This window comes from Blautia sp. TM10-2 (assembly GCF_003480845.1).
GTDB classification, from domain to species: domain Bacteria; phylum Bacillota; class Clostridia; order Lachnospirales; family Lachnospiraceae; genus Fusicatenibacter; species Fusicatenibacter saccharivorans.
Map to the genome: position 1 here is coordinate 63,783 of NZ_QUJZ01000018.1, position 20,649 is coordinate 84,431.

Annotated in this window: 16 protein-coding genes; 14 read left to right on the forward strand and 2 right to left on the reverse strand. The window is 46.1% G+C overall.

The window, feature by feature from the left end; translation table 11 throughout:
* Nucleotides 1–37 precede the first annotated feature (37 nt).
* Entirely contained in the window at nucleotides 38–1,219 is a 1,182-nt protein-coding gene (locus DXD92_RS16560) for an MFS transporter (RefSeq protein WP_022462760.1), read from the forward strand.
* A 60-nt stretch (nucleotides 1,220–1,279) separates the two neighbouring features.
* On the opposite strand, the gene DXD92_RS16565 is transcribed toward DXD92_RS16560, so the two are convergent.
* Together DXD92_RS16565 and pyrB are read right to left on the reverse strand one after the other, a co-directional pair.
* Nucleotides 1,280–1,717 (reverse strand): aspartate carbamoyltransferase regulatory subunit, encoded by a 438-nt coding sequence (locus tag DXD92_RS16565; RefSeq protein WP_022462761.1) that lies wholly within the window; start codon nucleotides 1,715–1,717, stop codon nucleotides 1,280–1,282.
* A gap of 19 nt (nucleotides 1,718–1,736) precedes the next feature.
* Nucleotides 1,737–2,657, reverse strand: a complete 921-nt coding sequence (gene pyrB / locus DXD92_RS16570; RefSeq protein WP_022462762.1) for an aspartate carbamoyltransferase — start codon at nucleotides 2,655–2,657, stop codon at nucleotides 1,737–1,739.
* 413 nt (nucleotides 2,658–3,070) lie between these two features.
* On the opposite strand from pyrB, the gene pheA reads away from it, so the two are divergent.
* From pheA to tnpB, 13 genes are all read left to right on the forward strand, one after another.
* Nucleotides 3,071–4,201: a prephenate dehydratase gene (gene pheA, locus DXD92_RS16575; RefSeq protein ID WP_055222099.1), complete on the forward strand. Its 1,131-nt coding sequence runs from the start codon at nucleotides 3,071–3,073 to the stop codon at nucleotides 4,199–4,201.
* A 76-nt stretch (nucleotides 4,202–4,277) separates the two neighbouring features.
* Nucleotides 4,278–5,606, forward strand: coding sequence for an ATP-binding protein (locus DXD92_RS16580; RefSeq protein ID WP_055222098.1), 1,329 nt, complete (start codon nucleotides 4,278–4,280; stop codon nucleotides 5,604–5,606).
* 83 nt (nucleotides 5,607–5,689) lie between these two features.
* The gene (locus DXD92_RS16585; protein WP_022462390.1) at nucleotides 5,690–7,231 is read left to right on the forward strand and encodes a Ppx/GppA phosphatase family protein; all 1,542 of its coding nucleotides are present in this window, start codon (nucleotides 5,690–5,692) and stop codon (nucleotides 7,229–7,231) included.
* A 13-nt stretch (nucleotides 7,232–7,244) separates the two neighbouring features.
* Nucleotides 7,245–9,431 (forward strand): RNA degradosome polyphosphate kinase, encoded by a 2,187-nt coding sequence (locus DXD92_RS16590; RefSeq protein WP_022462391.1) that lies wholly within the window; start codon nucleotides 7,245–7,247, stop codon nucleotides 9,429–9,431.
* A gap of 605 nt (nucleotides 9,432–10,036) precedes the next feature.
* Nucleotides 10,037–11,191 carry an ABC transporter ATP-binding protein gene (locus DXD92_RS16595; protein ID WP_118594891.1) on the forward strand — a complete coding sequence of 385 codons (1,155 nt, stop codon included), beginning with the start codon at nucleotides 10,037–10,039 and terminating at the stop codon, nucleotides 11,189–11,191.
* A gap of 55 nt (nucleotides 11,192–11,246) precedes the next feature.
* Nucleotides 11,247–12,074 (forward strand): carbohydrate ABC transporter permease, encoded by an 828-nt coding sequence (locus DXD92_RS16600; protein WP_118594956.1) that lies wholly within the window; start codon nucleotides 11,247–11,249, stop codon nucleotides 12,072–12,074.
* 101 nt (nucleotides 12,075–12,175) lie between these two features.
* Nucleotides 12,176–12,988: a carbohydrate ABC transporter permease gene (locus DXD92_RS16605; protein ID WP_416388118.1), complete on the forward strand. Its 813-nt coding sequence runs from the start codon at nucleotides 12,176–12,178 to the stop codon at nucleotides 12,986–12,988.
* 53 nt (nucleotides 12,989–13,041) lie between these two features.
* Complete coding sequence (locus DXD92_RS16610) at nucleotides 13,042–14,460, forward strand: ABC transporter substrate-binding protein (protein ID WP_118594955.1); 1,419 nt, start codon at nucleotides 13,042–13,044, stop codon at nucleotides 14,458–14,460.
* A 478-nt stretch (nucleotides 14,461–14,938) separates the two neighbouring features.
* On the forward strand, nucleotides 14,939–15,667 hold the full coding sequence (locus tag DXD92_RS16615) for a glycerophosphodiester phosphodiesterase (RefSeq protein ID WP_117802584.1): 729 nt from the start codon (nucleotides 14,939–14,941) through the stop codon (nucleotides 15,665–15,667).
* A 29-nt stretch (nucleotides 15,668–15,696) separates the two neighbouring features.
* On the forward strand, nucleotides 15,697–16,488 hold the full coding sequence (locus tag DXD92_RS16620) for an HAD-IIA family hydrolase (protein ID WP_243037596.1): 792 nt from the start codon (nucleotides 15,697–15,699) through the stop codon (nucleotides 16,486–16,488).
* A gap of 258 nt (nucleotides 16,489–16,746) precedes the next feature.
* The gene (locus DXD92_RS16625) at nucleotides 16,747–18,303 is read left to right on the forward strand and encodes an ABC-F family ATP-binding cassette domain-containing protein (protein WP_117802549.1); all 1,557 of its coding nucleotides are present in this window, start codon (nucleotides 16,747–16,749) and stop codon (nucleotides 18,301–18,303) included.
* 324 nt (nucleotides 18,304–18,627) lie between these two features.
* Nucleotides 18,628–19,041: an IS200/IS605 family transposase gene (tnpA, locus tag DXD92_RS16630; protein ID WP_055222090.1), complete on the forward strand. Its 414-nt coding sequence runs from the start codon at nucleotides 18,628–18,630 to the stop codon at nucleotides 19,039–19,041.
* A gap of 5 nt (nucleotides 19,042–19,046) precedes the next feature.
* Nucleotides 19,047–20,165, forward strand: coding sequence for an IS200/IS605 family element RNA-guided endonuclease TnpB (gene tnpB, locus DXD92_RS16635; RefSeq protein ID WP_117802548.1), 1,119 nt, complete (start codon nucleotides 19,047–19,049; stop codon nucleotides 20,163–20,165).
* Nucleotides 20,166–20,649 lie beyond the last annotated feature (484 nt).

The following is a 20,649-nucleotide window of genomic DNA, read 5'->3' on the forward strand; positions in this document are numbered from 1 at the left end:
GATAAGGGAAAAGTTGTAGAAAAAGGGGGACAAAAACATGAAAAAACACCTGTCCGTGCGCTACGGCACGATTCAGGGCTGCTACTGGATGGGATACGCGGCACTGATGGGGTATGCCAGCGTTTATCTTCTTGAAAAAGGCTTCACAAACACACAAATCGGCCTTCTGACGGCAGTTGGCTGTATCGTGTCAGCGGTTCTGCAGCCTGCGCTGGCATCCTACGCAGATCGGCCGGAAAGCCCGTCCGTACGAACAATGCTCCTTGGAGCGAACCTGATTCAGCTTGTTCTTATCATTTCCCTTGCTGCAACGGCAGAAAGCAGTTCTATGGTGGTAAGGACACTGCTGTACGGCGCAAGCATTACGATGCTGATGCTGATGATTCCGTTCGTTAATTCTCTTGGTATGGAGACGATCCGCCAGGGAGAGGAACTTGATTACGGAATCGGGCGCGGCATGGGTTCCGTTGCATATGCGATTGCATCATGGCTGCTCGGCCGGCTGACCGCATCCTTTGGAGCAGACATGATTCCGATCTGGGCTATCGCACTGACCATTCTTTTCCTCATCTGTGTATTTCGCTTTCCGTTTAAAAAGGACAGGAAAAAAGCAGAAGCAGAAAAAGAAGAGACAGGAGCAGCCGGTCCGGTCGATTTTCTGAAACGGTATCCGTCCTTCGTGGTAGTACTGCTTGGCTGCATTCTGATCTTTATGTCACATAGCCTGATTAACAGCTTCAATTATCAGATTGCAATGGCAAAAGGTGGTGGCAGCGGTGAGATGGGAAATGCGATGACCATCTCTGCAGTTTCCGAGCTGCCAACGATGTTTCTGTTCGGCTATCTGCTGAAAAAGAAGAGCAGTGTTTTCTGGCTCCGTCTCTCCGGCCTGTTTTTTGTCCTGAAAAGCATAGGAACCTTCCTGGCCTTTAATATTCCGACATACTACGCTGTTCAGCCGTTCCAGATGTTCGGCTGGGCGCTGATCAACGTCGCCTGCGTCTATTACGTGGACGGCATCATGGAGCCGCAGGATTCGATTAAAGGACAGGCATATATGGCGATGACCATCACCGCAGGAAATGTAATGAGCTCCCTGTTTGGCGGCTGGCTTATCGATGCAGCCGGTGTTGGCGCGATGCTGATCTGCGCATCTCTTGCGGCCTTCATCGGCTGGCTGATTGTGTGCCTCGGTTCGAAAGAAGCAAAAACTGCATAGGAAAGATAAAAGAAAGCGCCCGAAACCGAACGTGGTTCCGGGCGCTTTGCCGTACAGCTCTTATTTATTTCTGTTTCCTGTATACTTCTCATCACAGTATTTGCAACGGTAAACCTCTTTTTCCGGGTCAGCCAGGATAAAGACATGTTTTAATCCCTGCTCAATAGAGGTGATACAGCGCGGGTTTTTACATTTAATCACATCAACCACCTGTTTCGGCAGATGAAGTTCTTTTTTCTCCGTAATCTCGCCGTCTTTAATGACATTGACAGTGATATTGTGATCGATAAAGCCTAAGATGTCAAGATCCATCTTATCAACCGAACACTCAACTTTCAGAATGTCCTTTTTTCCCATTTTTTCACTTTTGGCATTTTTAATAATGGCTACGGTACAGTCCAGCTTGTCCAGTCCCAGATCATGGTAAATGGTCATAGCCTTTCCTGCTTTAATATGGTCGAGCACGAAGCCCTCTTCAATACGTCCTACGTTCAGCATAGCGAAAGATGCTCCTTTCTTAATCGACTTTGATGTTCAGCAGCGTCAGAATCAGGGCCATACGTGCATAAACACCGTACTGAACCTGTTTAAAGTAAGCAGCGCGCGGGTCATTATCCACGTCAACGGAGATCTCATTGACACGCGGCAGCGGATGCAGAACCAGCATTTCCGGAGAAGCAAGATCCATTTTGGACTGATCCAGAATATAGAAATCCTTCATGCGGATGTAATCATCCTCGTTGAAGAAACGTTCTTTCTGGACACGGGTCATATAAAGAACATCCAGCTTCGGGAGAACATCTTCCATTTTAATAACTTCCTCAAATGGAACATTGTTCGCCCGCAGCACATCATCACGGATGTAATCCGGGAGACGAAGCTCCTCCGGGGAGATTAATACAATTTTAATGCCGGTATAACGAACCAGCGCTTCAATCAGGGAATGAACCGTTCTGCCGAATTTAAGATCACCGCAGAAGCCGATGGTAAGATTGTTCAGGCGACCCTTTAAAGAACGGATGGTGAGAAGATCGGTAAGAGTCTGCGTCGGATGCTGATGTCCGCCATCACCTGCGTTGATCACAGGAATACGGGAGTACATCGATGCAACGAGCGGAGCGCCTTCTTTCGGATGACGCATGGCACAAATATTTGCAAAGCAGGATACCACGCGGATGGTGTCGGCTACGCTTTCACCTTTGGAAGCGGAAGAAGAATTGGCAGAAGAAAAACCAAGAACAGTACCGCCAAGATTCATCATGGCAGCCTCAAAGCTGAGACGGGTGCGTGTGCTTGGTTCATAAAATAAAGTAGCAAGTCTTTTGCCATCGCAGGCATGTGCATATTTCTCCGGGTTCTTTTCAATATCGTTCGCCAGATCCATTAACTGATCCAGTTCTTCGACCGAGAAATCAAGGGGACTCATTAAGTGTCGCATATATTACCTCCTATGAAGATCCTTATTTTTGTTACCGTTCACAGGTTCCCTGCGAACGGTAACATTCGCAGCCCTCATTTAAAGTTTTGCTTCGCAAAAGGAGGGCTGCTCACGCCTGAATCACTTTCTTACGCAGCGAAACAGCAGGTGTTTCCCTGCTGAGTGAACAGTAACTTATTTTTTCTGTGTTCCACCTTAACACAAAAACAGGATAAATGCAAGATAAAAAATGGCAGGAAAAAGGTCGAAAAGCAGAGTAATATGAAATGTGAAAAAATAAAGTGAAATAGCAGTCAAAAAGGAAAAAGATTGTACAAAAGCCGAATTTCGGAAGATCTTTTCTTGTAAATTAAACGGAGATGGAGTAAAATATTGATATCTGCAACAAATGCAGAGTATCAGGAGGACCAGATATGCTAGACTTAGGAAAAATCCGCGACGAGATCGATGCCACCGATGACGAGATCGTCCGCCTGTTCCAGCACCGGATGGCGCTGACGGCGGAGGTTGCGCAGTACAAGATAGAGACAGGAAAAGCCGTTTTTGATGCGGAACGTGAGCGCCAGAAGCTGGAAAAGCTGACAGGCGAGGGAACAAATGCATTCAATATAAAAGGCATCCAGGAGCTGTTCCAGCAGATCATGTCGATCAGCCGGAAGCGTCAGTATCAGCTGCTGACAGAAAACGGCGGCGAGGAGATGACCGATTACACGCAGGTTGACCACCTCCCGACACACGGCAAAAGAGTTGTTTTCCAGGGTGTGGAGGGCGCCTACAGTTTCGGTGCGATGAAAGAATTTTTCGATGATACGATTACAAGCTTTCACGTAGATACCTGGAAAGAGGCGATGGAGGCGATTACGAGGGGCGAAGCCGATTATGCCGTGCTTCCGATCGAGAACTCCACAGCAGGCATTGTATCCGATATTTATGATCTTCTGGTGGAATATCCGCACTACATCGTCGGTGAGCAGGAATTGCCGGTGGAGCATGTGCTGATGGCACTGCCGGGAGCAAAGGCTGAGGAGATCCGCACCGTGATTTCCCATCCGCAGGCGCTGGCGCAGTGCCGCCGTTTCCTGGATTCCAATGAAAACTGGAAGACGGAAGAGCGTCTCAATACAGCCGCCGCTGCAAAAGAAGTATCCGAGAGCGGTGATCTTACGATGGCAGCCGTCGGAAGTCCGTACGCTGCAGAGCATTTCGGACTGCAGATCTTAAAAGAAGGTATTTTTGATGCCCAGGGAAATACGACACGCTTTGTTATCATTTCTGGGCAGAAACGCTTTGTAAAAGATGCACAGAAAATCAGCGTATGCATGGAACTGCCGCATCAGAGCGGTTCTCTTTACAACGCACTGGCACATTTTATTTACAACGATCTGAACATGACCAAAATCGAGTCCCGCCCGATTCCGCAGCGGAAATGGGAGTACCGTTTCTTCGTGGATTTCGAGGGGAACTTAAGCGATCCGGCAGTCAAAAACGCACTGCGCGGATTGCAGGCAGAATCCGCGAAATTCCGGATTTTCGGAAATTATTAATCCAGAAGAGAGGGCCGTACCAAGCGGCCTTTTCGCATAAATAAAATGAAAAATGACAGGAAGGAAGAGACAAAAGATGATTAGAATAGAAGAATGTATCCTCTACCGCGATTTCGCAGAGGGGGAGGTACTGCGCGATATGACGATACTGGTGGAGACCTACAAAAAACTGGTCAATGCTCAGATTTCCCTGAAGGACCGCCGGTTCCGTGAGAATATGAGCGCATATGAGCCGCAGTTTTATGAGGCACTGAACCGCCTTGTCGAGATGGCAAACCGCTACGGCTTCTCCGGAAATCTCTGGCACGATTATCTGACATATCTTCTGGTCAACAAAGAAAATGCATTTTCTACCTCCTGCGAGATTGTCGGAAAAGTCGAGGGAAGCATCAACCAGATGGCAAAACATGATTTTGTCCGTTTCAAAGAGCTGTTCGATTTCGATATCTGTGTTTTTGATGAGATTTTTGAGTCCGGCGATGCCTCTGTCATCAGTTCCTATGAGAACACGGACAGCCCGAATAAACTATTCAACAAAGAAGTCCGGGATCGTATCTGTGAGCTGGCCATCCGTCTGGCAAAGGCTGCATCCGCAGATGAATTTATGGCTGATATGGTTCAGTTTTACAAAGATTTCGGAGTGGGAAAACTGGGACTTCACAAGGCATTTCGTATTGCGCATACAGGAGAGAACGTTGAGATTATCCCGATTACCAACATTCCGGATGTGCGCCTTTCTGATCTTGTCGGCTACGAAATTCCAAAGCAGAAGCTGATCGACAACACGAAAGCGTTTGTCGAGGGCAAGAAAGCAAACAACTGTCTGCTTTTTGGTGATGCCGGAACCGGAAAATCCTCCAGCATCAAGGGCATCCTGAATGAATATTACGATCAGGGACTGCGAATGATCGAGGTTTACAAGCATCAGTTTCAGGATCTAAATGAGCTGATTGCACAGATCAAAAACAGAAATTATAAATTCATTATTTACATGGATGACCTTTCCTTTGAAGAGTTTGAGATTGAGTACAAATACCTGAAAGCTGTCATTGAGGGAGGCCTGGAAAAACGTCCGGACAATATTCTTATTTATGCAACCTCCAATCGTCGCCATCTGATTAAAGAGGATTACAGTGATAAAGAAGGAACAAGACAGGATATGCATACTTCCGACACCGTACAGGAGAAACTATCCTTGGTATACCGTTTCGGCGTCAGCATCTATTTTGGTGCACCGGATAAGAAAGAATTCCAGAAGATTGTTTCCACACTGGCCGAACGATACGGCGTGACGCTGCGTGAGGAAGAGCTTTTGGCAGAAGCGAACAAATGGGAACTGTCCCACGGCGGTCTGTCCGGCCGTACCGCACAGCAGTTTATCGATTATCTGCTCGGAAAACAGTAAAAAGAAAAAGGTCAAAAAGTCCGCTTGGTATTGGGAGCGGGCTTTTTGGGATATCCTTTGAAAAAGAAGGAGGAAAAGCATATATGCAGTATTCCACATTTGCTGCCATTGATATCGGCAGCTACGACGTCATTCTGGAGATTTTCGAGATCTCCAAAAAACAGGGAATCCGAAGCGTGGATAAGATCTGTCATCGGATGGAGCTTGGAAAAGATACGTACACGTTGGGAAAAATTCGCCCTGAAATGGAAGAAGAGCTGTGCCGTGTACTCGCAGATTTTGTGCGGATTATGGAAGGCTATCGCGTGGACGATTACCGTGCAACGGCATCCAGTGCGATCAGTGAGGCGTCGAACAGTCTCTATGTCCTTGGAAAAATTCATCAGCTGACCGGTTTTTCTGTCACTGTTCTCTCCAACTCGGAGCAGCGTTTTCTTAGCTATAAAGCGCTCGCGGCGATGGAGGACAATTTTAACAAGATCATTGAAAAGGGAACTGCGATTCTCGATCTTGACGGTGGCAGTTTTCAGATTTCCCTGTTCGACAAGGATGCACTTGTCACAACACAGAACATCCGCATGGGAAGTCTTCGCATCCGCGAGCGTCTTGCCGGAATTCAGAGTGAGACGGAACATTACGAAGAGATGGTCGAAGAGCTGATTTGGAATGAAGTATCGAGCTTTAAAAAGATGTATCTGAAAGACCGTAAAATCGAAAACATTATGCTGATCGGCGATGTTTTCACCGACAGTGTTTATCAGAATATCGAAGAAAAAACGACAAAAATCATTTCCCGTGAAAACTTTAATACCTGGTATGAGAAAATTATCCGTCAGTCACCGATGGAGCTTGCTGTAAAACTTGGTATTCCGCTGGAAAACGCTTCACTGATGTACCCGTCTGCTGTGATTTATAAATGTCTGATTGATATGATGGGTGCGGAGCATATCTGGATTCCGGGCGTGCATATGACACGTGGTATTGCATACGAGTATGCGGAGCAGATGAAACTGCTGAAAGGCGGTCATAATTTCGAAAATGATATTCTGATGGCGGCAAAAAATATCGGAAAACGGTACGCGGTGAATCGCCCGCACGTCCAGAACCTGGAGATGACGGCCCTTGCCATGTTTGATGCGACGAAAAAGATGCACGGCATGAAAGAACGCGAGCGGCTGCTGCTTCGGATGGCGGTGATGCTGCACGATGTCGGAAAATACATCAGCCTTAATAATGTAGCGGATTCTTCCTATAATATTATCATGTCAAACGAAATCATCGGACTGTCCCATATTGAACGGGAGATGGTCGCACTGATTGCAAAATACAATACGGCAGTGCTTCCATCCTACGATGAGCTGGTGATGGAATCGTCGCTTAGTGCAGAACAGTATCTGACCGTATCGGAGCTGACAGCAATCGTCCGTCTGGCGAATGCACTAGATCGGAGTCACCTGCAGAAAATCCAGTCGATCCGCGCTGCCTTAAAGGAGAGAGAACTGCATCTGTCTCTGACGGTTGACCGTGATTTCACACTGGAGCAGGGACTGTGCCAGGATAAATTAGATTTTTTCAATGAGGTATTCAGCATACAGCCGATTATTAAGATGAAACGGCAGATGTAAGGAGGCGAACAAGATGGATATAACACCATATAAGAAACCGGAATATTTTCGAAACCGGGAATTGAGCTGGATCAGCTTCGACGAGCGTGTTTTAAACGAGGCGCGGGATAAGAGTATTCCGCTGTTTGAACGTCTGAAATTTATCAGCATTACCTCCTCCAACCTGGATGAGTTTTATATGGTTCGTGTGGCTTCACTAAAAGACCAGGTGCATGCAAACTATACGAAAAAGGATCTGTCCGGCATGGATGCGAAGGAGCAGCTTACCGAGATCAGCAAACGGACGCATGAGCTAGTGCAGCTGCAGTACAATACGTACAATCGCTCGGCGGTTCCGTCTCTGGAGCACGTTGGCCTTACGATTATCAGTGAGCACGAGAAGCTGACGAAGGAGCAGGCGGAGTATGTGGATTCCTATTTTGAGGAAAACATTTACCCGGTTCTGACCCCGATGGCCATGGATTCGGCCCGCCCGTTCCCGTTGATCCGGAACAAAACATTGAATATCGGTGCACTGGTGCAGAAGAAAGAGGATTCGCTTCTGAGCCGTGCGGAGGATAAGAAAGAGAAGAAAGGCAAGGAGAAGGAAAAGGAGAAAGAACTGGAATTTGCGACGGTTCAGGTTCCTTCGGTACTGCCGCGTTTTATTCTGCTTCCGCAGGATGAAAAGACGGGACAGCGGTATGTGATTCTTCTGGAGGAGATCATCGAGCGGAACATTGGAAAGCTGTTCTTAAGCTACGATGTGGTCTGCGCGCATCCGTACCGTGTTATGCGAAATGCAGATCTTTCGATCGATGAGGATGAGGCTTCCGACCTGTTAAAAGAGATCCAGAAGCAGCTTAAAAAACGTCAGTGGGGCGAAGTGATCCGTCTGGAAGTGGAAGATAAGATGGATAAGCGGCTCCTGAAGATGCTGGAAAAAGAGTTTGACATCGATGAAGACGACCTGTTCCGGATTCCGGGACCGCTCGATCTGACGTTTTTAATGAAAATGTATGGGCTCGACGGCTTTGATGAGTATAAAATTCCAAAATACATTCCAGCAGCAGTTCCGGCGCTGATGAATGAGGATGACATTTTTACAAACATCCGAAAAGGAGACATCTTACTGCATCATCCTTATATGACGTTTGATCCGGTCGTGCAATTTGTACAACAGGCAGCAAAGGATCCGGATGTACTGGCAATCAAACAGACGCTGTACCGTGTGAGCGGCAATTCTCCGATTATCGCGGCACTGGCGCAGGCGGCGGAAAACGGCAAGCAGGTTTCCGTACTGGTGGAATTAAAGGCACGGTTCGACGAAGAAAACAATATTGTCTGGGCGAAGATGCTGGAAAAGGCGGGATGCCATGTGATTTATGGTCTTCTGGGACTGAAAACACACAGTAAGATTACACTGGTGGTTCGGCGCGAGGAGACAGGCATTCGCAGATATGTACATCTTGGCACGGGAAACTATAACGATTCTACGGCAAAGCTGTATACGGACTGTGGCCTGTTGACATGCAATGCAAAGATCGGTGAGGATGCAACAGCAGTATTTAACATGCTTTCGGGCTATTCGGAGCCGGATCACTGGAACAAACTGGTGGTTGCGCCACTCTGGATGAAAGACAGATTCCTGCATCTGATTGCTATGGAGGAGGAACACGCGAAGAAGGGACAGAAAGCGCATATTATTGCGAAGATGAACTCGTTATGCGACCGCGATATTATTGCGGCGCTTTACAGTGCTTCGGCAGCCGGAGTAAAGATTGACCTGATTATCCGGGGAATCTGTTGTCTGAAGGTTGGAATCCCGGGTGTCAGCGAGAATATTACCGTTCGCTCGATTGTCGGCAATTTCCTGGAACATGCGCGGATTTTCTACTTCTACAGTGGTGGAAATGAAGAGGTGTTTATGGGAAGCGCGGACTGGATGCCGCGAAATCTGGAAAAACGGGTGGAGATTGTGTTCCCGGTTGAGGATGAGCAGATCAAGAAAGAAGTAATGCATATTCTTGATATCCAGATGAAGGATAATGTGAAAGCCAGTATTTTACAGGCAGACGGAACGTATACAAAGCCGGATAAGCGCGGAAAGATGCTGGTGAATTCACAGGAGTATTTCTGCAGGGAGGCAACGGAAAGAGCGGAAAAACCAAAAGAACAGGAAAACAGCAGGGTGTTTGTGCCGGCGGAACCGGTGGAATAGGTTTGGACGGACGCCCCGTAACGCACACAAGGGTGATGCGCGGTTTCGGGAGCTAGTAATTCTAAGGCTCTGTCATTTTGCTAAAACCATGCGCCAAAAATCAAAACTCGCTGTCGCTCAGACAGTTGATTTTTGGCGCATAACGCAAAATGCCAGAACCTAAGAATTACACGCTCCCTGCAAATGCGCATCACCCTTGTGTGCGTTAAGGGGCTGTGTGAAGGACGGACACGGATGTGGGAGCGGGAGCGCCCACTGCGTTGACATGAAAGAAGAATATGGTATGTTGTGATGAGAAAGAGCTGCAGCTTTGAGAGTTGCGGCGTTTTTTTGTGTCAAAAATAATCTGTTGGGTATTGGGAAAAGGAATGGCTATTCAGAATTTGTTTTGAAAATTGGTTTTGCGGGTGATTTTCGGGGATTTTACAAAGAGTGATCTGGAAGAGTGGCTGGAAAAGAAGGGGATGGAGATAAGGGAAAATGTGGACATTTTTTGTAAAGTAACCGGTTATTTTATTAACGGATATTTTACAAAGCGGTGGTAGTGGGCTTTACGGAAGGAAAGGTATAATGAGTCTCGACAAGACGAGGAGGAAGAAAAACGAATGTCAAATATTGTGTTGAAGAATGTCTGTAAATCTTATGATAAGGAACATTATGCGGTTCAGGATTTTTCGCTTGAAATACCGGATCGGGAGTTTGTGATTTTTGTTGGACCTTCCGGCTGCGGAAAATCGACGACGCTTCGGATGATTGCCGGTCTTGAGGAGATTACGAGCGGGGAGCTCTGGATTGATGGACAGCTTTGTAATTATGTAGAAGCAAAGGATCGCGATCTTTCGATGGTATTTCAGAACTACGCGCTTTATCCGAATATGACGGTATATGAAAACATGGCGTTTTCTCTGAAAATCCGGAAACAGCCCAAGGATGAAGTTGATAAAAAGGTACATGAGGCAGCTAAAATGCTTGGAATTGAGCATTTACTTGACCGGAGACCGGCAGCACTTTCCGGTGGTCAGAAACAAAGAGTTGCGATTGGAAGCGCAATTATGAGACGGCCGAAAGCATTTTTAATGGATGAGCCGCTTTCAAATCTGGATGCGAAGCTGCGGGCACAGATGCGGGTGGAGCTGGCAAAATTACATAAGGAACTGAAAACGACGGTGATTTATGTTACCCATGATCAGACGGAGGCGATGACGCTTGGTACAAAAATTATTGTTATGAAAGACGGTGTTGTGCAGCAGGCGGATGCACCGGAGCGGATTTACCGCCATCCGACAAACAAATTTGTGGCTGGTTTTATCGGAGCTCCGAGTATGAATTTTATGGAAACGATGGTGATGGAAAGAAACGGAGCGGTTTATCTGGAGGCAGACGGAGGAGTTACCCTTCGTGCAAAAGGAGAGAACGAAATGGTGCTTCGTCGCGCTTATCTCGGAAAAATGGTGATCTTAGGTCTGAGACCGGAGGATTTACAGGACGAAACAACCGCTTCCGCACATCGGATCTGTTACGAAGAGAATCAGTTGAAGGCATTTGTTGACCTGCGGGAGATGATCGGTGCAGAAGCGTATCTGCATATGAATACCGGAAAAAATCTGATTACAGCAAGAGTGCCTTCCGAGGTGCCGGTTACTGTAAAGGAAAGCATTACATTGTATGCAGATATGGAGAAAGCACAGATCTTTGATCCGTTTACAGAAGAAAATATTTTATCTCTGCCGGTTGAAAAAGAAGAACGTGCAACAGCATAAGAAGGAGCAAGAAGTGAAAAAAGTAATCGAAAAGTGTAAAAAAGCAGAAGTTTATATGTATCTAATCCCGAGTATGGTGATCTTTAGCATCTTTCTGTTTTATCCGTTTTTTAAAACCATTTATCTGAGCCTGTATAAGACAAACAAGCTTGGAGAAGCGAAATTGTATGTGGGACTGGATAACTATAAAAGCTTATTATCGAATCCATCCTTTTACAACAGTCTCTGGGTTACACTGGAATTTGTGGCGATTGTTGTAGTCGGAAGTATGGCGCTTGGCCTTCTGGGAGCAGTTCTTTGCAGCAAGGCTTTCCCGGGAATCCGGGTATTCAGTACTTCCTATGCACTCCCAATGGCAGTAGCATCGAGCTCAGGCGCCATGATTTTCAAGATTATTTTAAATCCCACGATCGGTATCGTAAACAAATTGCTGCATGTGAGCATTAACTGGGTCAGTGATCCGAAATATGCGCTGATCTGTGTGGCTGTCCTTACGGCATGGCTGAACAGTGGCATCAATTTCCTGTATTTTTCGGCGGGACTTGGAAACATTGATGATTCGATTTATGAGCGTGCTTCTGTAGATGGAGCGAATGCAGTACAGAAATTTTTTAAGCTGACACTGCCGGGGCTTTCTCCGATCATGTTCTACACACTGGTTGTTAACATTATTCAGGCATTCCAGTCATTCGGACAGGTGAAAATCCTGACACAGGGAGGACCGGGAGAATCCACGAACCTGATTGTATATTCGATATACCGTGATGCGTTTTTTAATTACCGGTTTGGAAGCGCAGCCGCACAGTCCGTTGTTTTGTTTCTGATTGTCATGGCGCTTACCCTGGTTATGTTCCGCATGGAAAAGAGAGGAGTAAAATACTGATGTCTACAATAGCAACTACGATTGCCGGACCAAAAACTTATTCTGCAGAGGAGCTGCAGGCACTGCATCTGGCAATGAATGCAAAAGCAAAAAGAAAGAAAATGCTTCAGAAAACAGCGTTGGTTACCATGAACCTGATCGTTTGTCTGTTTATGCTGTTTCCGCTGCTTTATACCATCAGTGTAGCGTTTATGCCGTCCGGCGAGCTTTACACAATGGCAATGAACATCGTGCCAAAACATCCGACGCTGGAAAATTTCGTGGAAGCATTTCATAAAATTCCGCTGGTACGCTTTGTCCTGAACTCATTTTTGGTTGCGGGCAGCATTACGCTGGGTCAGATTGTAACGTGTTCTCTTGCGGCATTTGCCTTCTCTTTCCTGGATTTCAAAGGGAAAAATATTCTGTTTATGCTGGTAATGGCGACCATGATGGTGCCGGGTGAGGCAACCATTATTTCCAATTATCTGACGGTAGGAAGTCTCGGACTGCTCGATACCTATATTGTTCTGATTCTGCCTTCTCTTACCTCTGCAATGGGAATTTTCCTGTTCCGCCAGTTCTACATGACTTTTCCGGTTTCTCTTTATGAATCGGCGAAGCTGGACGGCTGCGGGAATCTGCGGTTTATCGTAAAAATCCTGATGCCGCTGACAAAGTCAGCAATGGGAGCAATGGCGGTTTACACCTTTATCAATGCATGGAATATGTACATGTGGCCGCTGCTGGTTACAGGTTCGGACAGCAAGCGTACCGTACAGATTGGTATCAGTATGCTGAACAGCGTCGACGCACAGTCGATTACCCTGATGCTGGCGGGCGTGGTAATGATTATCATTCCATCCATTTCCATCTTTATCGTGGGCCAGAAGGCCTTAATCAAAGGAATGTTTTCGGGAGCAGTCAAGGGCTGATTCCTGTGACAGAAAAAAGAATAGAAAACTGTATGAAAAACGAGGAGAAAAAAATGAAGAAAAAAGTGATTGCATCAATTCTTGCGGCTTCTATGGCAGCTATGGCGCTTACCGGATGCGGAGGCGGAAAAACAACGAGTGAGGCACAGAGTGCGACAACAGATGAAACCACAGCCAGCACAGAGGCAGGAAGTACGGCAGATGGCGCAGAAGCACCGGATTTAAACCAGGATACGAAGGGAACCACGATTACCTTCTGGCATTCCATGGGCGGTGTCAATGGCGAGGCAATGGATTATCTTGTCAATAAATTCAATGAAGAGAATACCGATGGCATTACCGTTGAGGCGGTTTATCAGGGAGAATATGATGATACGATTAACAAACTGAAAAGTGCACAGATCGGAAATATGGGAGCAGACCTGGTACAGATTTATGATATCGGAACACGCTTTATGATTGATTCCGGCTGGGTCATTCCGATGCAGGAGCTGATTAATGCAGATGGCTATGACATTTCCCAGATCGAGCCGAATATCGCTGCTTATTATACGGTAAACAATGAGCTGTACTCGATGCCATTCAATTCGTCCACACCGATTCTGTATTACAACAAAGATATGTTTGAAAAAGCAGGGATCACTGAGGTTCCGACAAGCCTGGAAGGAATTCTTGCTATCGGTGATGATCTGAAAACAAAGGGCGGAGCCGGTGAACCGCTGGCACTCTCCATCTATGGATGGTATTTCGAACAGTGGCTCTGTAAACAGGGACTTTCCTATGCGGATAATGGAAATGGCCGTGATGCCGCTGCTACTGCAGTTGAATTTGATTCCAACGGCGGAGCGCTCAACATCTTAAATGAGTGGAAAGCCCTGAACGATGCCGACGTTGCACCAAACGTAGGCCGTGCCGGAAGTGATACCGCAACGACAGACTTTACTTCCGGAAAAGCAGCGATCACCCTTGGCTCTACCGCATCTCTGAAGCAGATTTTACAGGATGTCAATGGAAGCTTCGAAGTTGGAACCGCATATTTCCCGACAATCAAGGACGGCGATGAGGGCGGTGTTTCCATCGGAGGAGCATCTCTCTGGGCATTGAACAACAACGATGATGCAAAAGCAGCAGCTACCTGGAAATTTATTAAATTCCTGATTTCCCCGGAATCTCAGGCATACTGGAATGCCGAGACGGGTTACTTCCCAGTAACAACAGCTGCTGATGAGGAGCAGACCTTTAAAGATAATGTAGAACAGTATCCGCAGTTCCAGACCGCAATCGACCAGCTGCACGATTCCAAGCCGCAGTACGCCGGCGCACTTCTCTCTGTATTCCCGGAGGCAAGACAGATTGTGGAAACAGAAATCGAGAATATGATCAACGGAAACGAGACTCCGGAGAAAGCAGTAGAATCAATGGCTTCCCAGATCAACAGCTCCATCGAGGACTATAATCTGGTAAATGAATAAGAGACAGGCTTTACAAAAATAAGATTTCGTCCTATAGTGAAGAAAAACGAGTTCCCAAAGCGTGTTTGAACGGTTTCTATGAAGGGGAAGATCCGAGTTACGGAAATGATTTTTCAGATATGACTGGAAATGCGTCGGAGACAAAAATCCGGCGTGTTTCCGGATTTATAGTAAGCCGCCAAATAATGCAAAAGAGTCAGTACCGCTTTTTTTAACCGAATCAAGTAAGTCCCCTGCTTCCATTGCGTGAAGCAATAAGCAGTGGGTGGGGACTTGCTTGTATCAGGAGGAGTGCAAGCTCCTTCTGATAAACTGCGGAGCAGTTATTCGGTTATGAGCAAGTAGCAAAGCGGATTGCGAATATCCGCTTGACTTATTTTCAGGGTTTACGATAAAAGAAAAAAGCTGCAGCCGGGAAAAAAGATAGAAAAGAGTGCAGGTTTGGAAATGGGAACGGAAAATGGAGGACAGATACGAGATGAAAACAAAAGTATGGGCACACAGAGGAGCCAGTGCATATGCACCGGAAAATACACTGGAAGCGTTTCTTCTTGCAGCAGAGCAGGGAGCAGACGGTGTGGAACTGGATGTACAGCTGACAAAAGATGGCGAGATGGTTGTTGTCCACGATGAGGAAATCGACCGGGTCAGTGACGGAAGCGGATTTGTCAAAGATTATACGCTTGCGGAATTAAAGATCCTGAACTTTAATAAGACACATCCGGAGTATCAGGATGTAAAAATTCCGACGCTTCGCGAAGTATATGAAGCATTAAAACCAACGGGAATGACGATCAATGTCGAGCTGAAAACCGGTATTTTCTGGTATAAAGACCTGGAAAAAAAGGTACTCGAGCTGACAAAAGAGATGGAGATGGAAGATCGCGTGATTTATTCTTCCTTTAACCATTACAGCATTGCAAAAATTCTGGAACTGGATCCGAAAGCCAGCACCGGCATCCTCTACGCAGATATTATTTATGATGTCGTGAATTATGCGAAAAAAATCGGAACAGGAGCTCTTCATCCGGCAACCTTTCATGTGCAGATGGCAGACTTTCTTCAGCGGTATGTGGAAAGCGATCTTGCGGTGCATGTGTGGACGGTCAATGATAAGGCGGAGATCGAGCGTCTGATGGAGGCCGGTGTTGACGCAGTCATCACTAATTATCCGGATGTGGCCGTTTCCTGCCGCAACGCGAAGTGATACCGATTGGAGAAAAAAAGCTGTTCCTTTTGGATATCGACGGAACCATCTGCGTGGGGAACCGTCTGATTCCGGGAGCAGACCGGTTTTTAAACGGACTGTCCGAGTACGGCGGAGATTATGTGTTTATCACAAATAATACGACGATGAGCGTAGCAGATTACCGGAAAAAATTTGCAAAGCTGGGCATCCCGACAACAAGCGCGAACTTTCTGACGGCTTCTGTTGCAACAGCGCATTATCTGAAGCAGAAATATGGATCCCGTCCCGTCTATGTGCTGGGAACGGACTCTCTGATCCGGGAATTGGAGAGCTTCGGTGTGTGTACCACCCGCGATCCGGAGAAAGAAGGAATTGCGTGTGTGCTTGCAAGCTATGACAATGAACTGACGTATCAAAAACTGACGGATATCTGTCGGCTGTTGATAGAGCGCCCGGAGCTCGATTACGCTGCAACGAACCCGGACTATGCTTGTCCGATTGAATTCGGCTACGTGCCGGATTGCGGTTCCATCTGCGAGATGATCGGTCATGCGATCCATCGTATGCCGACTTATATCGGAAAACCAGGCATACGGATGGTTGAGATGGCACTTGATATGACAGGCAGAACGCGCGATGAGGCTGTTCTTGTGGGAGATCGTCTCTATACGGACATTGCGTGCGCCAACATGGCGGGCATTTCTGCAGCACTTGTGCTTTCCGGTGAATCTACGCGTGAAGAAATGCAGAACTCGCAGTATCTTGTGGAGTATGTGTATCCATCCGTAAAAGAAATGTATGCGGAGTGGGTGTATGGACAAAAGAAGAAGTGTTCTTAAAATTCCGAAATGGTTATGGTTTTGGAACAAAAAAACAAAAAGAAGAATTCTGAGAGGAGAACCTTTTTCCGAAGGAGTTCTTCTTTTTTGTTGCGGAAAAGGATACTTTCCGGATACGGGATAAAAGCCTGGGACGGTATAGAAAAAGCTTGCCAAAAGAGGGAATTTCCCTATATAATGATTCAGACTATAATATGAAAAAGAAAACGGTCAGGAGATCGGAAAATTCCAATACAACAGAAGAAGGAGAATTTATGCATGAGTATTTTAAATGTAGAACATCTGTCCCACGGCTTCGGCGACCGTGCGATTTTTGAAGATGTATCGTTCCGCCTGCTAAAGGGGGAGCACATCGGTCTGGTAGGTGCAAATGGCGAGGGAAAATCAACCTTTATGAACATCATCACCGGAAAGCTGATGCCGGATGAGGGAAAGGTTGAGTGGGCAAAAAACGTCCGTGTCGGCTATCTGGACCAGCATACCGTTCTGGAAAAAGGTATGACGATCCGTGATGTGTTAAAAAGTGCTTTTTCCTGGTTGTACGAGATGGAAGAGCGGATGAACACGATCTGCGATTCCATGGGCGATGCCTCCGAGGACGAGCTGAATGCAATGATGGAAGAACTCGGCGTGATCCAGGAGATGATGGATGCACATGATTTTTATATTCTGGATTCCAGAATAGAAGAGATTGGCCGTGCGCTTGGTCTTGAAGAGATCGGTCTCGAACGCGATGTCACCGAACTTTCCGGCGGACAGAGAACGAAGGTACTTCTGGCAAAATTACTTTTGGAAAAACCGGACATCCTTCTTTTGGATGAGCCGACCAACTACCTGGATGTGGAACATATCACTTGGCTGAAACGATACCTTGAAGAGTATGAAAATGCCTTCATTCTGATCTCTCACGATATTCCATTCCTGAACAGTGTTGTCAATCTGATCTATCATATGGAAAACAAAGAGCTGAATCGTTATGTTGGTGATTACGATCACTTCCAGGAGGTTTATGCGGTCAAAAAAGCGCAGAAGGAAGCTGCCTATAACCGTCAGCAGCAGGAGATCAGTGAACTGAAGGATTTCGTGGCACGAAACAAAGCCCGTGTGGCAACCAGAAATATGGCTATGTCACGGCAGAAGAAGCTGGATAAGATGGATGTGATCGAGCTTGCGAAAGAAAAACCAAAGCCGGAATTTCATTTCCGCACTGCGCGCACTTCGGGCCGCTTCGTTGTGACTGCAAAAGAACTTGTGATCGGCTATGAAGAACCGCTCTCCAGACCGCTGACCTTTGCGATCGAGCGTGGCGAAAAGATCGTGCTCACCGGTGCCAACGGAATTGGAAAAACAACGCTCTTAAAGAGTATCCTCGGTTTGATCCCGTCCCTTGGCGGAGACGTGGAGCTTGGCGATTATCTGGAAATCGGATATTTCGAGCAGGAAATGCCAAAAGGCAACACCAACAGCTGTATCCAGGAAATCTGGGAAGAATTTCCATCCTATACTCAGTATGAAGTCCGTGCAGCGCTTGCCAAATGCGGTCTTACCACACAGCACATTGAAAGCCTGGTGCGTGTGCTCTCAGGAGGAGAACAGGCAAAAGTTCGCCTCTGTAAACTGATCAATCGCGAAACCAATCTTCTTGTCCTCGATGAGCCGACCAACCATCTCGATGTAGACGCAAAAGAGGAGTTAAAAAACGCACTGAAAGAGTACAAAGGAACTGTTCTTATGGTCTGCCATGAGCCGGAATTTTATGATGGCCTGGCAACCAGCGTATGGGACTGCTCGGAGTGGACGACGAAAGTGATTTAATCGAATCAAGCAAGTCCCCTGCTTCCATTGCGTGGAGCAATAAGCAGTGGGTTGGGACTTGTTTGTATCAGGAGTGGTACAAGTCACTCCTGATAAGCTGCGAAGCAGTTATTCGGTTATGAGCAAGTAGCGAAACGGATTGCGAATATCCGCTTGACTAATAATAAGAAGAAAAGTCAGCAGAAAACGGACTTTTATCCTCTTTCAGCAAGAAGACTCCGACCTCTAAGGTGGGAGATGAATTGCGTCCGTTACCTTCTTGATAGTGGGTTCTAATCATGGTATAATAGAATCAGTCGAATGGCAGAAAGGGGTCGAAATACAATGGATTTGGATAATAATGCACATTCAGTGTTTTTGCTGCACTATCATCTTGTTCTTGTGGTTAAGTACCGCAGACAGGTTTTTGATGACGCAATTTCCGGCAGGGCAAAAGAGATCTTTGCGTATATTGCTCCAAATTACAATATCACCCTTGAAGAATGGAATCACGATAAAGACCATGTGCATATACTTTTCAAGGCGCATCCAAATACAGAAATAAGCAAGTTCATAAACGCATATAAAAGTGCAAGCAGCAGACTTCTGAAAAAAGAATTTCCACAGATAAAGCAAAAATTATGGAAAGAACATTTCTGGAGCCAGAGTTTTTGCCTGCTCACAACGGGCGGTGCCCCGATGGAAGTAATCAAAAAATACATTGAAAGTCAGGGACAAACGGATCGAAAAAGGAAGTGACCAACATGGCAAACAAAGCATATAAATTCAGAATATACCCCGACGATGTGCAGAAAGTTTTGTTTGCCAGAACGTTCGGCTGTGTCCGAATGGTGTACAACCATTGGCTTGCCAGAAAAATCAGGCAGTATGAGGAGGACAAAACCGCGGTAACTTACACGGTTTGTGCAAAAGAAATGGCTGAAATGAAGAAAACAGAAGCATACGCATTTTTGAGGGAAGTAGACAGTGTCGCATTACAACAATCGCTTCGGCATCTTGATACGGCATTTCAGAATTTTTTCAAACAGCCGAAGACAGGTTTTCCAAAGTTTAAATCTAAAAAACAGAATAAAAAGAGCTATTCAACGATCTGTATCAACGGAAACATTGCCATATTGAATGGATATTTGAAATTGCCGAAAGCCGGCCAAGTCCGGTTAAAACAACACAGAGCTGTTCCGAAAGAATACAAATTAAAATCTGTAACAGTAAGCCAGACACCAGGCGGAAAATATTATGCAAGTATTCTTTTTGAGTATGAAAATCAAGTACAGGAAAAAGAGATGCAGAGTTTTCTGGGGTTAGATTTTTCCATGCATGAATTATATCGTGACAGCAACGGGAATGAACCTGCATATCCGAAGTATTACAGGAATGTAGAGGAAAAATTAGTGAGGGAGCAGCGCAGACTTTCCAAAATGCAGAAAGGTTCGAACAACCGTAGCAAGCAGAGAATCAAGGTGGCAAAACTCCACGAAAAGGTTTCCAGTCAACGAAAGGATTTTCTGCATAAGCTGTCAAGGCAGCTAGCAAATGCTTATGATTGTGTATGTATAGAATCCCTAGATATGAAAGCAATGTCACAGATGCTGAACTTTGGAAAATCTGTTTCAGATAACGGGTGGGGAATGTTCACAGGGTTCTTGAAATACAAACTTGAGGAACAGGGTAAAAAACTTGTGAAGGTGGACAAATTTTTCGCCAGCAGTCAGATTTGTTCAGTTTGTGGTTACAGGAACGCAGAGACAAGAAAACTTGCGGTCAGAGAGTGGGATTGTCCGCAGTGCGGAACCCATCACGACAGAGATGTAAATGCGGCTGTTAATATCAGAAATGAGGGAATGCGGCTGGTAGTGGCATGACCGTAACGTAATATAATAAAACCGTGGGACACACGGGGATAGCTCGCCTATGCTTAGCACATTGGTGCTATCGAACGAGAACCAAACCTACCGAGGTTAGGGAAGCCCCCACCTCTACAGGTGGTGGAGGATGTCACAGAAAGTGTTTTCTGTTGATTTTTTGCATTTAACAAGTAGTTAGATAAAAGAATGAATATACAGAATTAACTATATTTTTCTAAAAATAAGAAAATTCGAAAAAAGGTGTTGACTTTTGCTTTGGGCGGTGTTATTATAACTAAGCTGTCAGCGAGAGCTACAGTGAATGAGTTCTTTTGAAACAGAAAAACCTAGTTCGGAGCCGGGTGGCTGCCGCGGGTTACAAGAACTGCTTCAAAAAAACTTGAAAAAAGTTCTTGACAAAAGCAAATGAGTTTGATAAAATAAACGAGTTGCTGATCGAGAGAACAGCAGAGAAGTTCGAAAGAACTTCAAAAAATAAATA